This is a genomic window from Streptomyces rubrogriseus (genome assembly GCF_027947575.1).
GTDB classification, from domain to species: domain Bacteria; phylum Actinomycetota; class Actinomycetes; order Streptomycetales; family Streptomycetaceae; genus Streptomyces; species Streptomyces rubrogriseus.
Map to the genome: position 1 here is coordinate 641,286 of NZ_CP116256.1, position 14,014 is coordinate 655,299.

Annotated in this window: 14 protein-coding genes and 1 tRNA gene; 12 read left to right on the top strand and 3 right to left on the bottom strand. The window is 72.9% G+C overall.

Annotation, left to right across the window (positions count from 1 at the left end):
- Nucleotides 1-77: 77 nt before the first annotated feature.
- Nucleotides 78-692: a 5-formyltetrahydrofolate cyclo-ligase gene (locus tag Sru02f_RS02790; RefSeq protein ID WP_109034778.1), complete on the bottom strand. Its 615-nt coding sequence runs from the start codon at nucleotides 690-692 to the stop codon at nucleotides 78-80.
- A gap of 93 nt (nucleotides 693-785) precedes the next feature.
- Between Sru02f_RS02790 and galU the strand changes: the two genes are divergently transcribed.
- The 8 genes from galU to Sru02f_RS02830 all read left to right on the top strand — a co-directional run bounded on the left by galU (nucleotide 786) and on the right by Sru02f_RS02830 (nucleotide 8,386).
- On the top strand, nucleotides 786-1,697 hold the full coding sequence (gene galU / locus Sru02f_RS02795) for a UTP--glucose-1-phosphate uridylyltransferase GalU (protein ID WP_109034776.1): 912 nt from the start codon (nucleotides 786-788) through the stop codon (nucleotides 1,695-1,697).
- Nucleotides 1,694-3,043: a molybdotransferase-like divisome protein Glp gene (gene glp / locus Sru02f_RS02800; RefSeq protein WP_167469771.1), complete on the top strand. Its 1,350-nt coding sequence runs from the start codon at nucleotides 1,694-1,696 to the stop codon at nucleotides 3,041-3,043. Before galU ends, glp begins: the two co-directional genes overlap by 4 nt.
- Nucleotides 3,044-3,129: 86 nt before the next feature.
- Nucleotides 3,130-3,642: a cyclic pyranopterin monophosphate synthase MoaC gene (gene moaC, locus Sru02f_RS02805; RefSeq protein WP_109034774.1), complete on the top strand. Its 513-nt coding sequence runs from the start codon at nucleotides 3,130-3,132 to the stop codon at nucleotides 3,640-3,642.
- Nucleotides 3,639-4,178 (top strand): MogA/MoaB family molybdenum cofactor biosynthesis protein, encoded by a 540-nt coding sequence (locus tag Sru02f_RS02810; protein WP_109034772.1) that lies wholly within the window; start codon nucleotides 3,639-3,641, stop codon nucleotides 4,176-4,178. The genes moaC and Sru02f_RS02810 overlap by 4 nt, the downstream gene beginning before the upstream one ends.
- Entirely contained in the window at nucleotides 4,175-4,837 is a 663-nt protein-coding gene (locus Sru02f_RS02815) for a GNAT family N-acetyltransferase (RefSeq protein WP_174855202.1), read from the top strand. Before Sru02f_RS02810 ends, Sru02f_RS02815 begins: the two co-directional genes overlap by 4 nt.
- A 173-nt stretch (nucleotides 4,838-5,010) precedes the next feature.
- Entirely contained in the window at nucleotides 5,011-6,279 is a 1,269-nt protein-coding gene (gene sepX, locus Sru02f_RS02820; protein ID WP_109034768.1) for a divisome protein SepX/GlpR, read from the top strand.
- Nucleotides 6,280-6,334: 55 nt separating this feature from the next.
- Nucleotides 6,335-6,408, top strand: a tRNA-Ala gene (locus tag Sru02f_RS02825).
- Between the two features lie 214 nt (nucleotides 6,409-6,622).
- Nucleotides 6,623-8,386 (top strand): hypothetical protein, encoded by a 1,764-nt coding sequence (locus Sru02f_RS02830; RefSeq protein ID WP_109034766.1) that lies wholly within the window; start codon nucleotides 6,623-6,625, stop codon nucleotides 8,384-8,386.
- A gap of 19 nt (nucleotides 8,387-8,405) precedes the next feature.
- Here Sru02f_RS02830 and Sru02f_RS02835 read toward each other — a convergent pair whose 3' ends face one another.
- Nucleotides 8,406-8,891, bottom strand: coding sequence for a GNAT family N-acetyltransferase (locus Sru02f_RS02835; RefSeq protein ID WP_109034764.1), 486 nt, complete (start codon nucleotides 8,889-8,891; stop codon nucleotides 8,406-8,408).
- A gap of 68 nt (nucleotides 8,892-8,959) precedes the next feature.
- Between Sru02f_RS02835 and Sru02f_RS02840 the strand changes: the two genes are divergently transcribed.
- On the top strand, nucleotides 8,960-9,763 hold the full coding sequence (locus Sru02f_RS02840; RefSeq protein WP_109034762.1) for an exodeoxyribonuclease III: 804 nt from the start codon (nucleotides 8,960-8,962) through the stop codon (nucleotides 9,761-9,763).
- 18 nt (nucleotides 9,764-9,781) lie between these two features.
- On the opposite strand, the gene Sru02f_RS02845 is transcribed toward Sru02f_RS02840, so the two are convergent.
- Complete coding sequence (locus tag Sru02f_RS02845; RefSeq protein ID WP_109034760.1) at nucleotides 9,782-10,438, bottom strand: MerR family transcriptional regulator; 657 nt, start codon at nucleotides 10,436-10,438, stop codon at nucleotides 9,782-9,784.
- Between the two features lie 160 nt (nucleotides 10,439-10,598).
- Between Sru02f_RS02845 and Sru02f_RS02850 the strand changes: the two genes are divergently transcribed.
- Genes Sru02f_RS02850 through Sru02f_RS02860 form a run of 3 tightly spaced genes read left to right on the top strand, consistent with a single transcriptional unit; the run spans nucleotide 10,599 to nucleotide 13,977 of the window.
- On the top strand, nucleotides 10,599-12,146 hold the full coding sequence (locus tag Sru02f_RS02850; protein ID WP_109034758.1) for a flavin-containing monooxygenase: 1,548 nt from the start codon (nucleotides 10,599-10,601) through the stop codon (nucleotides 12,144-12,146).
- Nucleotides 12,143-13,087, top strand: coding sequence for an alpha/beta fold hydrolase (locus Sru02f_RS02855; RefSeq protein WP_109034756.1), 945 nt, complete (start codon nucleotides 12,143-12,145; stop codon nucleotides 13,085-13,087). The genes Sru02f_RS02850 and Sru02f_RS02855 overlap by 4 nt, the downstream gene beginning before the upstream one ends.
- A complete protein-coding gene (locus Sru02f_RS02860) occupies nucleotides 13,084-13,977 on the top strand; it encodes an SDR family oxidoreductase (RefSeq protein WP_109034754.1) in 894 nt (297 codons plus the stop codon). Before Sru02f_RS02855 ends, Sru02f_RS02860 begins: the two co-directional genes overlap by 4 nt.
- Nucleotides 13,978-14,014: the final 37 nt, after the last annotated feature.

Here is a 14,014-nt window from a genome sequence, read left to right on the forward strand (position 1 = left end):
CCCCGCCGACGGACGCGGAACGGCCTCCACGCACGCGTGGAGGCCGTTCCGCCGTCCGGCACCCGTGGGTCCCGGCGTCAGCGGAACCTGCGCACCCCCGACGGCGTCACCACCGCGTCCACCGGCCGGTCGTGCGGCTCCGCGGGGACGTGCGCGACGACCTCCCGGTCGTAGAGCAGCACCAGCAGCGCGGGGCGCGCACCCGCCGCCTCCAGCCGGGCCAGCACCCGGTCGTACGAGCCGCCCCCGCGTCCCAGGCGCAGACCGCGGCCGTCCACCGCGACCCCCGGCAGCAGCACGACGTCCGCCCGCGTCACCGCCTCCGGGCCCAGCCGCTCACCGGCGGGCTCGAACAGCTCCATCCGCCCGCCGTGGCGCACGCGCGCGAGGGAGCCCTCCCCGGTGTACTCGCCCCAGTCCAGGTCGTTGTCCGGCAGCAGTGCGGGCAGCAGCACGCGCACCCCCCGCGCGCGCAGCCCGTCCAGGAGCGCGAGGGTGCCAGGCTCGGCGCCCACGGAGACGTACGCGGCCACGGCGTGCGCCCCCGCGACCTCCGGCAGACCGAGTGCCCGCCGGGCCAGCGCGTCCGCGGATTCCCGCACGTCGTCCGGTGTCATCCGGGTGCGCGCCGCGAGGAGGTCCCGCCGCAGGAGGCGCTTGCCGGGCCCGTCCGCGGGGTCGTTGTGAGGCAATGGTCACTCCCGTACCACTCTGATCTGCTCATATGAGCGCGGAGGCTCAGGCGACACAGATTCTCCCAATAGGCACCGGATATGGTGGCGCGCATGACTCAGTCCCACCCCAGGATCAGCAAGGCTGTCATCCCAGCAGCCGGTCTCGGTACCCGGTTCCTGCCGGCCACCAAGGCCACTCCCAAGGAGATGCTGCCGGTCGTCGACAAGCCGGCGATCCAGTACGTGGTCGAAGAGGCCGTCACCGCCGGCCTTGGCGACGTCCTCATGGTCACCGGCCGCAACAAGCGCCCCCTCGAGGACCACTTCGACCGCAATTACGAACTGGAGTCCGCCCTCCAGAAGAAGGGCGACGCGAGCCGCCTGGCCAAGGTCCAGGAATCCAGCGACCTCGCGATGATGCACTACGTCCGTCAGGGCGACCCCAAGGGCCTCGGCCACGCCGTGCTGTGCGCCGCCCCGCACGTCGGCCACGAGCCCTTCGCGGTCCTGCTCGGCGACGACCTGATCGACCCGCGCGACCCCCTGCTCCAGCGCATGATCGACGTCCAGGAGCAGTACGGCGGCAGCGTGATCGCCCTCATGGAGGTCGCGCCGGAGCAGATCCACCTCTACGGCTGCGCGGCCGTGGAGAGCACCGCGGACGGCGACGTGGTCAAGGTCGGCGGACTGGTCGAGAAGCCGGACCCGGCCGACGCCCCGTCCAACTACGCCATCATCGGCCGCTACGTGCTCGACCCGCACGTCTTCGACATACTCCGCAAGACCGAGCCCGGCCGCGGCGGCGAGATCCAGCTGACCGACGCCCTCCAGCAGCTCGCCGAGGACGAGTCCGTCGGCGGCCCGGTGCACGGCGTCGTCTTCAAGGGCCGCCGCTATGACACCGGCGACCGCGGCGACTACCTGCGTGCCATTGTCCGACTCGCGTGCGAACGTGAAGACCTGGGCCCGGACTTCAGGACATGGCTCCGCAGTTACGTAGCCGAGGAGATGCAGGGACGTTGAGCAGCAGCGCGCACCGTGACACCGGCCACGACCACGCCGCCGCGGGCCCCGGCCCGGACCGGCTGTGGTCGGTGCAGGACCACCTGGACGACGTCCTCGCCACCGTCCGCCCCCTGGACCCCATCGAGCTGAACCTGCTCGACGCCCAGGGCTGCGTGCTGGTCGACGACGTCACGGTGCCGCTGTCCCTGCCGCCGTTCGACAACAGCTCCATGGACGGGTACGCGGTGCGGGTCACCGACGTCGCGGGCGCCAGCGAGGAGTTCCCCGCCGTCCTGGAGGTCGTCGGGGACGTCGCCGCCGGCCAGGCCGAGACGCCGTCGGTCGGTCCCGGACAGGCCGCCCGCATCATGACCGGCGCCCCGCTGCCGCCCGGCGCGGAGGCCGTCGTGCCCGTGGAGTGGACCGACGGCGGGTCGGGCCAGGGCCCGGTTGCCGGGATGCGGGCCCGCAGCCTGGCCCCGGAGGGCGCCGAGGGCCACGTGCACGTGTACCGGCCGGCCGAGGAACGCGCGCACGTGCGGGCCAGGGGCAGCGACGTCCGCTCCGGCGACCGCGCCCTGGCGGCGGGCACCGTCCTCGGCCCGCCGCAGATCGGCCTGCTCGCCGCGATCGGCCGGGGCACGGTACGGGTGCGCCCGCGCCCGCGCGTGGTGGTGCTCTCCACCGGCAGCGAACTCGTCCAGCCCGACGAACAGCTGGCGTCCGGTCAGATCTACGACTCCAACAGCTTCGCCCTCACCGCGGCCGCCCGCGACGCCGGCGCCATCGCCTACCGGGTGGGCGCGGTCGCCGACGACGCCGAGACCCTGCGGGCCACCATCGAGGACCAGCTGGTGCGCGCCGACCTGATGGTCACCACCGGCGGGGTGAGCGTCGGCGCGTACGACGTGGTCAAGGAGGCGCTGGCGCACGTCGGCGACGAGGACGAGCCGGGCGGCGGCGTGGACTTCCGCAAGCTCGCCATGCAGCCCGGCAAGCCCCAGGGCTTCGGCTCCGTCGGCCCCGACCACACCCCGCTGCTCGCCCTGCCCGGCAACCCGGTGTCGTCGTACGTCTCCTTCGAGCTGTTCGTGCGCCCCGCGATCCGCACCCTCATGGGGCTGCCCGACGTGCACCGTCCGACGGTCACCGCGTCCCTGGCCGCGGACAAGGCGCTGACCTCGCCGAAGGGCCGCAGGCAGTTCCTGCGGGGGAGTCACGACGGCGGTTCGGTCACCCCGGTCGGCGGCTCCGGCTCGCATCTCGTGGCCGCCCTCGCGCAGGCGAACGCCCTGATCGTCGTCCCCGAGGACACCGAGTCCGTCGAGCCCGGCACCGAGGTCGAGGTGGTCCTGCTCGGCTGAGCGGGGCCCGATGGCGGTAGCGTGTCGCGCACAGCAGGCCCACGCGCCGCACCGCGCCGGGCCAGGACCGGGAGCGCCACACGAGCATGAGTACCCAGGACCGGCCGTCCGGGAGCGGACAGGACCCGCAGGACCGGCTGACGCACATCGACGAGGCGGGCGCCGCCCGGATGGTCGACGTGTCCGGCAAGGACGTGACCGCCCGCACCGCCCGCGCCAGTGGACGCGTCCTCGTCGCGCCCCGCGTGGTCGAGCTGCTGCGCGGCGAGGGCGTGCCGAAGGGCGACGCCCTGGCCACCGCGCGGATCGCGGGCATCATGGGCGCCAAGCGCACCCCCGACCTGATCCCCTTGTGCCACCCGTTGTCGGTCTCCGGTGTGAAACTGGACCTGTCGGTCACGGACGACGCCGTGGAGATCACCGCCACGGTGAGGACGACGGATCGTACGGGCGTCGAGATGGAGGCGCTCACCGCGGTCTCCGTCGCCGCGCTCACCGTGGTCGACATGGTCAAGGCGGTCGACAAGGGAGCGGTCATCACGGACGTGCGGGTGGAGCAGAAGACGGGCGGCAAGTCCGGCGACTGGAACCGGTCATGACGCCGGACGCCGGCGTGGGAGGCGCCCTCCTGGGGCCGTACGCCGCCCTGGTGGTCACGGCGTCCAACCGGGCCGCCGCCGGTGTCTACGAGGACAAGGGCGGACCCCTGATCGCCGAGGGGCTGCGCCGCTTCGGCTTCGCCGTCGACGGCCCGCAGGTCGTCCCCGACGGCGACCCCGTGGAGGCCGCCCTCCGGGCGGGCGCCGACGCGGGCTACGACGTGATCGTCACCACCGGCGGCACCGGCATCTCGCCGACCGACCGCACCCCGGAGGCCACCCGGGCCGTGATCGACCGGGAGGTCCCGGGCATCGCGGAGGCCATCCGGGCGTACGGCCGGGACAAGGTGCCGACCGCCGCGCTCTCCAGGGGACTGGCCGGAGTGGCGGACGGCACGCTGATCGTCAACCTGCCGGGCTCCTCCGGCGGGGTGAAGGACGGCCTCGCGGTGCTGGAGCCGCTGCTGAAGCACGCCGTGGACCAGATCCGCGGCGGCGACCACCCGAGACCCGCCAGCGGTGGGGGTGCGAGCTGAACGGCCCGTCCTGGCCCGCCGAGCTGACGGACGGTGACATCGTCCTGAGGCCGATAAGGCTGCGCGACCAGCGGAACTGGCGCGAGGTCAACCGGCGCAACCGGGACTGGCTGCGCCCGTGGGAGGCCACCATTCCGCCGCCCGGGCCCGGCGGCCCGATCGCGCACCGGCCGACCTACCGGCAGATGGTGCGGCACCTGAGGTCGGAGGCCCACGCGGGCCGGATGCTGCCGTTCGTCATCGAGTACCAGGGGCGGCTGGTCGGCCAGTTGACGGTGGCCGGCATCACCTGGGGGTCGATGTGCTCCGGGCACGTCGGTTACTGGGTGGACGAGGCGGTGGCCGGCCGCGGGGTGATGCCGACGGCCGTGGCGCTGGCCGTGGACCACTGTTTCCGCACCGTCGGACTGCACCGCGTCGAGGTCTGCATTCGCCCCGAGAACGCGCCCAGCCGCCGGGTCGTGGAGAAACTCGGATTCCGCGAGGAGGGTCTCAGGCCGCGTTATCTCCACATCGACGGGGCCTGGCGGGACCATCTCGTCTTCGCGCTCACCGCGGAAGAGGTTCCCGAGGGACTGCTGCGGCGATGGCACCGGTCACGGCACCGCAGTACCCCCAACGCGGGGAACAGCGGCAGCACCGGCAACACCGGGAATTGAATAAACGTTCGAAATTGATCGGGTCGTGACCGTCCCGAAGCGGATAATTTCGCGATCCTGGCAGTCGGCTGATCGGATCGGTCACAAGAAAAGTTCGAAATATCAGCCAGATCGTGCGACACACCGGCTCAATTGGCGGATGGCCTCACGCAAACCCCTCTACCGTGTGAGGCGTGAGCAGCAGCGGCCTCATCTACGCAGTCATCGTCGGGGCCTGGGCCGCCTACTTGGTGCCGATGTGGCTCCGTAGGCAGGACGAGCTGAACGAGGCCCGTCCGACCGAACGCTTCAGCACCGCCATCCGGCTCCTGTCCGGACGGGCGGGCATGGAGCGCCGGTACGCCAAGGACCTGCGGTCGCGCTCCGCCGACGAGGCGGGGCCCGACGCCGACGCCCCGGACGCCGTCACCGACTCGGTGGACGTCCGGGCCTTCGCCGTGTCCAGGACCCGACGGCACACCCGGCCGACCCCGCCCCGGCAGGCGGCGGAGCGGCCCGAAACGGCGCGCCCGCGGGCGGGTGGCCCCGAGGACGCGCCGAGACCCGGACAGTCCGCGGAACCCGGCCGCCAGGCCGGCACCGGCGCGGCACCGGCGCGGGAGCGGGTGCCGCAGGCGCGTCGCGCACCCGTCTCACCGGGGGCCGCGGCACGGGCCCGGCGCAGCAAGGCGCTCGCCCGCCGCCGGCGCACCACCGTGATGCTGTTCCTCGCCTTCACGCTCGGCTCGGTCGTCGCGGCGGTCGGCGGGCTCGCGTTCCTGTGGGCGCCAGGGGTGCCCGCGGTGCTGCTCAGCGCCTACATCGCCCATCTGCGGGCGCAGGAGCGCCGGCGCTTCGCCTTCCAGATGGACCGCCGCCAGGCCGAGGTCGCCGCACAGCGACTGCGCGACCGCGACCCGCGCCCGCGTCGGCGCGGACCCGCTCCCGCCGCTCCCGGCACCGTCGGCGACCTCGACGCCGAGGAGCCGGACGAAGGACCCGAGACGGAGTCCGGCGCCGGAATGTCCGCGCTCGCAGCGGACCGGCGCGCCCTGGTCGAGCAGACCGACCACGCCGAGTGGGTCGACCAGCAGCGGGAACGCCGGGGGCGCCCGCAGGGCGACAGCTGGGACCCGGTGCCGGTGCCCCTGCCCACCTACGTGACCGCCCCGGTCGCCCCCCGCGCCACGCCCGACGTGGACCTCGCGGCGCCGGACGCGTGGAGCTCGGCCCGCTCCTCGGCCGTCGCACCCGACCAGGAGGACGCCGCCCGGGCCTCCGGAGCGGACCGGGACCGCCCGGCGGACGCGCCGGCGCACGCACCGGCCGAGGAGCGCCCGGAGGCCCCGGCCCGCAGCGGTGCCCGCCGTGCCGCGTCGGCCCGCCGGGCCCGGGAGCGGGGCCGCACGCCGCTCTTCGACCAGTACGACGACGGCGACCGTCCCCGCGCGGCCAACGAGTAGCCGGAAGGGATTTTTGTGCAGGCCGGACGGGGTGCTAGAGTTTCACTCGTTGCAAGGGCCTGTGGCGCAGTCTGGTAGCGCACCTCGTTCGCATCGAGGGGGTCTGGGGTTCAAATCCCCACAGGTCCACGCACATTGACGAAGGCCCCGTCCGATCATCACGATCGGACGGGGCCTTCGTCGTTCCCTGGCCCAGCCTCAACTCTGGCCCCGGCACCGCCCACGCCGCCGAGACGCATCCGTGATCATGTACGGCGCAACCATCGGTGTTTCCCATGGGTCACCTGTGCGCGGTGTCACACAGTGGCACCTTCTTGTCGTCCGGGGAACGGAAGAAGCACACATGAGACCTAGCTCCCTGCGCTCGCCCTGGGCGCGTGCGGCCGTGGCCGGGGCGGCCGCCGCCGGGCTCGCCGCGGCCGGACTGGCCGGCGTCGCGCACGCGGCGGACAACCAGGTGGCGAACGGCGGGGCGCCGCTCCCCGTCACCATCACCGGCCCGGACCAGGTGGGTCTGGCGCTGGGCGGGGCCGAGAGCGAGCCCGGCGAGCCGCAGATCCGCCTGGGGCTCACCGGCCCGGGGGAGGAGCCCGACGGCGACACCGAACCACAGCCTCTCCCCAACAACGGCTACGAGATCACCGTCGACGCGACCGCGCTCAAGGGCTTCGCGAAGGTCACCCTGCCGAAGTGGTGCGAGGCGGACGGCCTCGTCGCCGTCTGCCACGAGAGCACCCTCTACCCCGGCTCCTCGTACAACCCGAGCTGGAAGATCCGCCTCGACCCGAAGGACACCGCCCAGGCCGGCGACCACGGCACCATCAAGGTCACCGGCAAGGGCGAGGGCCTGGAGTTCAACGAGCACACCGTCGACGTGCTCGTCGGCGGTCCCGAGCTGCTCAAGAAGAAGCTCCCCGCCGAACCCGCGGGCTTCCGCCCCGGCGACACCTACCGGGCCCCGCTCGGCTTCCGCAACGTCGGCAGCATGCCCGCCCACGGCGTGGTGCTCCGATACGCAGGCACCCGCGGCCTCTCCTTCCCCGAGTCGTACGACAACTGCTCGTACGCCGAGGAGAACAAGGACAACCTGATCCGCTACCGCCAGGTCGCGCTGTGCACCTTCGAGGGCGAGTTCCTGCACGGCATGGCCTACGAACTGAGCGAGCCGGTAGAGGTGAAGACCGCGGACTTCGCGCTCGGCGACATCTTCACCTACGGCTTCGACGCCGTCGGCGCCGAAGCCGCCGACGAACTGCGGGCGGGCGCCGGGCACCGGATGGGAACAGGCAGGACGCTCACGCTCGAGCCGGTCGAGAGCGGCCACGTCGGCGACTACTCCAAGTACGCCGAGATCGACCTGCCCACGCAGAACACCTACGACCTCGACCTCACCGGTGCGCGGGTCGCGGGTGAGCAGGGCGAGACGGTCACCGTCGACGTCCGCATGAGCAACCACGGGCCCGCCTGGATCGGGTCGCTGCGCGCGGGCGGCGAACCGCTCGGCTTCAGCGTGCAGATCCCCGAGGGTGCCAGCGTCGTCGACAGCCCCTGCCGTCCCGTGAACGACGAGACCCCGGACGTGTACCGCTGCTTCGCCGACACCCCCTTCCTGGAGGACGACGCGCGCACCTTCCCCTTCGAGCTGCGCATCGACGAGGTCGTCGCGGGCGCCAAGGGCAGGATCGCGCTGCCGGAGCACGACAACCCGTGGGAGGGCGACCCCTCCAACGACACCGGCTGGATCGTGCTGAACGGCACGGGGGACGAGGAGACGCCGGGCGACAGCGGCGGCGGCACCGGCGGCCCGGACGCCACGGGCGGTACGGACACCACCGGCGGCTCGCAGACGACGGGCGGCACCGGGACGACCGGCGGCTCGGACACGACCGGCGGCACCGCCGGCGGGACTTCCACCGCCGGGACCACCGGCTCCGCGACCGGTGGCACGACCGGCGGCCAGTCGCCCCAGGGCGGTCGGGGTGGCGCGCTGGCCTCCACCGGCTCCGCGGTGCTGCTCGGCTCGATCGGCGCGGCCCTCGCGCTCGCCGCGGGCGGCGTCCTGGTCGTCGTCGCACGCCGCCGCAGGACGGGCGGCACCGCGGCCTGACACCGGCCGCGACGCGCGGCTACCGGACCCGGAGTGCCTTCGCGTAGCAGAGGCTGTCCTCGTGGAAGCGGTAGTAGCCGAACTTCCCGCAGGGCTCGTAACCGCTGGACGTGTACAGGGCCACGGCCTCCGGCTGCTTGGTGCCGGTCTCCAGCACCATCCGGATCCGGCCCGCCGCACGGGCGTCCTCCTCCAGGGCGGCCAGGATGCGGCGGGCCAGCCCGCGGCCGCGCACCTGCTCGATCACGAACATCCGCTTGAGTTCGGCGTCCCCGTCGAGATTGCCCTCGTCGTTGGCGTCCTGGCTGCGCCAGCCGCCCGAGGCGACCGGGACGTCGTTCTCGTCGTACGCGATCAGGTACTGGCCGTTCGGTGGCGCGAAGTCCGACGGGTCCAGGTGCGTGGCGTCGCCGCCGTCGCCGTAGCGGACGTCGTACTCGGCCTGGACCTCGTCGTTGAGCTTGACGGCGTCGGGGTGGTCGAAGGGGACCCGGCGTATGTTCATGCTTCCTACCGTATATCGATGCGGAGTCCGGAGCGGGACATCGTCCAGTGTGCCGGTATCGTGCCGGGATGCTCACCGTGACCTCCGTCAACGTCAATGGCCTGCGCGCCGCCGCGAAGAAGGGCTTCGTGGAGTGGCTCGCCGGCACCTCCGCCGACGTGCTGTGCCTCCAGGAGGTGCGGGCCGAACCCCACCAACTGCCGGACCACGTCGGCGCGCCCGAGGGCTGGCACGTGACGCACGCCCCCGCGGCCGCCAAGGGCCGCGCCGGTGTCTCCCTCTACACGCGCCGTGAGCCCGACGCCGTGCGCGTCGGTTTCGGCTCGACGGAGTTCGACACCAGTGGCCGCTACGTCGAGGCCGACCTGCCCGGTGTGACGGTCGCCTCCCTCTACCTCCCCTCCGGCGAGGTCGGCACCGAGCGCCAGGACGAGAAGGTCCGCTTCATGGGCGAGTTCCTGGCCTACCTCAAGGGTCTGCGCGAGCGCGCCGCCGCCGAGGGGCGCGAGGTCGTCGTCTGCGGCGACTGGAACATCGCCCACCGCGAGGCCGACCTGAAGAACTGGCGCGCCAACAAGAAGAACTCCGGGTTCCTGCCGGAGGAGCGGGAGTGGCTCGGCCGCGTCCTCGACCCGGCGGAGGGCGGGTACGTGGACGTGGTGCGCACCCTGCACCCGGACGTCGAGGGACCGTACTCGTGGTGGTCGTACCGGGGGCGGGCCTTCGACAACGACAGCGGATGGCGGATCGACTACCACGTCTCCACTCCCGGGCTGGCCGCCAAGGCCGTCAAGGGGTACGTCGAGCGTGCCGCCACGCACGCCGAGCGGTGGTCCGACCACGCGCCGGTCACGGTGGTCTACGACCGCTGAGGGCCCCGTCCGGTCCTCTCAGTCCGTTCCGTCCGTCTGCTTGCGCATCCGCCGGTCCAGCGCCAGGGACAGCTCCGCCTCCACCACGCTGCGGGCCAGCGGGCGCAGGCGGTGCAGTTCCGGTTCGGGGGCATGGCGCAGTATCAGGTCGGCGAAGAGTTCCGCGAGGGCGTCGGCGTGCTCGCGGACGCGGACGCCGGCCTGGAGGACCTCGCCGAGCGGGATGCCCTCGCGGACCAGGGCGGAGGAGACCTCCAGCAGGCGGTGGCTGATGTGGACCAGTTCGTCGCCGTCGGTGCCGAGGTAGCCCAGCTCCATCGCGGCGGCCAGGTTCTCCGGGGTGACCTCGCCCTCGAAGCGGGCGGCGAGTTCCTCGGGGGTGAGGCGGACCGGGGTCTCCTCGGTGGGTTCGCCGAGGCCGAGCAGGTCGCCGACGTCGCGGCCGTGGTCGAAGGCGTCGGCCAGTTCCGCGATGCCGTTGAGGGTGTGGCCGCGTTCCAGCAGCGCGGCGATGGTGCGCAGCCGGGCCAGGTGGTGGTCGTCGTACCAGGCGATGCGGCCCTCGCGGCGGGGTGGCGGGATCAGTTTGCGTTCGCGGTAGAAGCGCAGGGTGCGCACCGTGATGCCGGCCAGCCGGGCCAGTTCCTCCATGCGGTATTCGTGCTTCTCGGTCACGGCACGACCCTATGGCGTACCCGCGGTAACTTTCCTCCGTCCGACCCCTACCCATGAGTACGGAGCTGTTCTACGCTCCCATTGCGCCAGTGTTCACTGGCACGGTTCCAAGTGGTTCCGAACGGTTCCAGACGGTCCAGGCAAGCGTGGAGGCTCCGGAATGGCCGAGCACGAGCAGGTTCACGAACACGTACGGGTGGCGGTGATCGGGTCCGGCTTCGGCGGCCTCGGGGCCGCCGTGCGGCTGCGGCGCGAAGGGATCACCGACTTCGTCGTCCTGGAGCGGGCGGGGAGTGTCGGCGGGACCTGGCGCGACAACAGCTACCCCGGCTGCGCCTGCGACGTGCCGTCCCATCTGTACTCCTTCTCCTTCGCGCCCAACCCCGAGTGGCCGCGCACCTTCTCCGGGCAGGAGCACATCCGCGCCTACCTGGAACACGTCGCCGACACCTTCGGGCTCCGTCCGCACCTCCGCTTCGACTCGGAGGTGAAGCGGATGGCGTGGGACACCGAGCAGTTGCGGTGGGAGGTCGAGACCGTGCGCGGCACCCTCACAGCCGACGTCGTCGTCTCCGCGACCGGGCCGCTGTCCGACCCCAAGGTCCCCGACGTCCCGGGGCTCGACACCTTCCCCGGCAAGGTCTTCCACTCGGCCCGCTGGGACCACGACTACGACCTCGCGGGCAAGCGCGTCGCCATGATCGGCACCGGCGCCTCCGCCATCCAGATCGTGCCGTCCATCCAGCCGAAGGTGGGCCGGCTGACCCTCTTCCAGCGCACCCCGGCCTGGGTGATGCCCCGCGTGGACCGGGCCATCAGCGGCGCCGAGCGGGCCCTGCACCGGGCGCTGCCCGCCACCACCAAGCTCCGCCGCGGGCTGCTGTGGGGCATCCGCGAACTCCAGGTGCAGGCGTTCACCAAGCACCCCGACGAGCTGGGCTTCGTCGAGCAGATAGCCAAGCGCAACATGGGCGCCGCCATCAAGGACCCGGCCCTGCGCGCCAAGCTCACCCCCGACTACCGCATCGGCTGCAAGCGGATCCTGCTGTCGAGCACCTACTACCCGGCGCTCGCCAAGCCCAATGTGGACGTGGTCGCCAGCGGCCTGAGCGAGGTGCGCGGGTCGACGCTCGTCGCCGCCGACGGCACCGAGGCCGAGGCCGACGCGATCGTCTTCGGCACCGGCTTCCACGTCACCGACATGCCCATCGCCGAGCGGGTCGTGGGCGCCGACGGGCGGACCCTCGCCGAGACCTGGAAGGGCGGCATGGAGGCGCTGCGCGGCGGCACGGCGGCCGGCTTCCCCAACTTCATGACGGTCATCGGGCCCAACACCGGTCTCGGGAACTCGTCGATGATCCTGATGATCGAGTCCCAGCTGAACTACATGGCCGACTACCTGCGCCAGCTCAACGTCCTCGGCGGCCGCACCGCCCTCGACCCGCGCCCCGCCGCCGTGCGCAACTGGAACCACCGGGTGCAGGAGCGCATGAAGCGCACGGTGTGGAACACCGGCGGCTGCACCAGCTGGTACCTCGACGCCAGCGGTCGCAACACCACCGTCTGGCCCGGCACCACCGCCGAGTTCCGGCGCGAGACGCGGCGCGTGGACCTCGCGGAGTACCAGGTGCTGCGCCCGGCCCCCGCGGTGACCACGGCGAAGGCCGCCGACGCGGACACCGGCGCGGACGCCGAGGTGAGCGCGTGAGCCGCCTGCTGCACGTCGCCGACGGGCCGTACGCGCCGCCCGTCCCCGCCCACGAGCTGACCGTCACCGCCGCCGACGGCGCCCGGATACACGTCGAGGTGCACGGCCCCGAGAACGCGCCCGCGGTCGTCCTCACGCACGGCTGGTGCTGCTCCACCGCCTTCTGGGCGGCGCAGATCCGGGCACTGGCCGCCGACCACCGGGTCATCGCCTACGACCAGCGCGGCCACGGCCGCAGCCCGGCCAACCCGGCGTACGGCACCGAGCCGCTCGCCGACGACCTCGAAGCCGTACTGGAAGCCACCCTCGCGCCGGGCGAGCGGGCCGTGATCGCCGGGCACTCCATGGGCGGGATGACGCTGATGGCGGCGGCGACGCGGCCCGCGGTGCGCGAGCACGCGGCGGCCGTCCTGCTGACCAGCACGGGCAGCGCGCGGCTGGTGGCCTCCGCCACCGTGGTGCCGATGCGGGCGGGCCGGGTGCGCACCTGGCTGACCCGGCGCGTCCTCGGCTCCCGGGCGCCGCTCGGGCCGGTCACACCGCTGGCCCGCCGGATCCTCAAGTACGGGACGATGGGCCCCGGTTCGTCCCCGCAGATGGTCGACGCCTGCGCCCGCATCGTGCACGCCTGTCCGAGCCGGGTCCGGCACGGCTGGTCCCAGGTGCTGGATCTGCTCGACCTCGACCACGGCGTGCGGGAGTTGCGGATGCCGGTGGAGATCGTGGTCGGTACGGCGGACCGGCTGACGCCGCCCGTGCACGCCCGCGCGCTGGCCGCCGCGCTGCCGGACTGCGTGGGCCTGACGGAGCTCCCGGGACTCGGCCACATGACGCCGGTGGAGGCGCCGGACCTGGTCACCGGCAAGATACGGGCGCTCGCCGCCACCTACATACCCAGCGCACGCGGTGAGCGTGCCGTACCCGTCGAGGAGAGCGCATGAGCAGGGTGAGCCTGGAAGGACGCGTCGCCGTCGTCACCGGAGCCGCGCGGGGCGTGGGGGAGTTGATGGCCCGCAAGCTGTCCGCGCGCGGGGTGAAGGTGGCGCTGGTCGGCCTGGAGCCGGACGAACTCAAGCAGGTCTCCGCCCGGTTGCACAGCGACAGCGACCACTGGCACGCCGACGTCACCGACCACGAGGCGATGGCCCGGGTGGCGGCGGAGGTCGAGGAGCGCTTCGGGAAGGTCGACATCGTCGTCGCCAACGCGGGCGTCGCCACCGGCGGCCCCTTCGTCGACTCCGACCCGGAGTCCTGGCGCCGGGTGATCGAGGTCAACCTGATCGGCTCGGCCGTCACCGCCCGCGCCTTCCTGCCCGCGCTGCTGGAGAGCCGCGGCTACCTGCTCCAGATCGCGTCGCTGGCGGCCCTCACCCCGGCCCCGATGATGAGCGCCTACTGCGCCTCCAAGTCCGGCGTCGAGGCGTACGCGCACAGCCTGCGCGGCGAGGTCGGGCACCGCGGCGTGAAGGTCGGCGTCGGCTATCTGTCCTGGACCGACACCGACATGGTGCGCGGCGCCGACCAGGACGACGTCATGCGGGAGTTGCGGCAGCGGCTGCCCTGGCCGACCAACAAGACCTACCCGCTGGGCCCGGCCGTCGACCGGCTGGTGGAGGGCGTCGAACGCCGCTCCGCGCACGTCTACGGGCAGTGGTGGCTGCGCGGCATGCAGGGCGTGCGCGGCTACCTGCCGGCTCTCATCGGCACCGTCGGACAGCGTGAGATGCGGCGCTTCGGCGACCGGCTGAACGGCAGGCGGATCGGCCTGGTCGGCGCCGGTGGAGCGGCCGACGAACACCGCCCGACCAGCGCGACTACGGTCCGTAAGTGATCGACATGCGCACGGTCACCGCTCGTGTGAATCTGAT

Excerpts from the sequence above, each read along its gene's own strand:
- galU (WP_109034776.1), top strand. The coding sequence starts at position 786 with ATGACTCAGTCCCACCCCAGGATCAGCAAGGCTGTCATCCCAGCAGCC.
- moaC (WP_109034774.1), top strand. The coding sequence starts at position 3,130 with ATGAGTACCCAGGACCGGCCGTCCGGGAGCGGACAGGACCCGCAGGAC.
- Sru02f_RS02810 (WP_109034772.1), top strand. The coding sequence starts at position 3,639 with ATGACGCCGGACGCCGGCGTGGGAGGCGCCCTCCTGGGGCCGTACGCC.
- Sru02f_RS02830 (WP_109034766.1), top strand. The coding sequence starts at position 6,623 with ATGAGACCTAGCTCCCTGCGCTCGCCCTGGGCGCGTGCGGCCGTGGCC.
- Sru02f_RS02835 (WP_109034764.1), bottom strand. The coding sequence starts at position 8,891 with ATGAACATACGCCGGGTCCCCTTCGACCACCCCGACGCCGTCAAGCTC.
- Sru02f_RS02840 (WP_109034762.1), top strand. The coding sequence starts at position 8,960 with ATGCTCACCGTGACCTCCGTCAACGTCAATGGCCTGCGCGCCGCCGCG.
- Sru02f_RS02850 (WP_109034758.1), top strand. The coding sequence starts at position 10,599 with ATGGCCGAGCACGAGCAGGTTCACGAACACGTACGGGTGGCGGTGATC.
- Sru02f_RS02860 (WP_109034754.1), top strand. The coding sequence starts at position 13,084 with ATGAGCAGGGTGAGCCTGGAAGGACGCGTCGCCGTCGTCACCGGAGCC.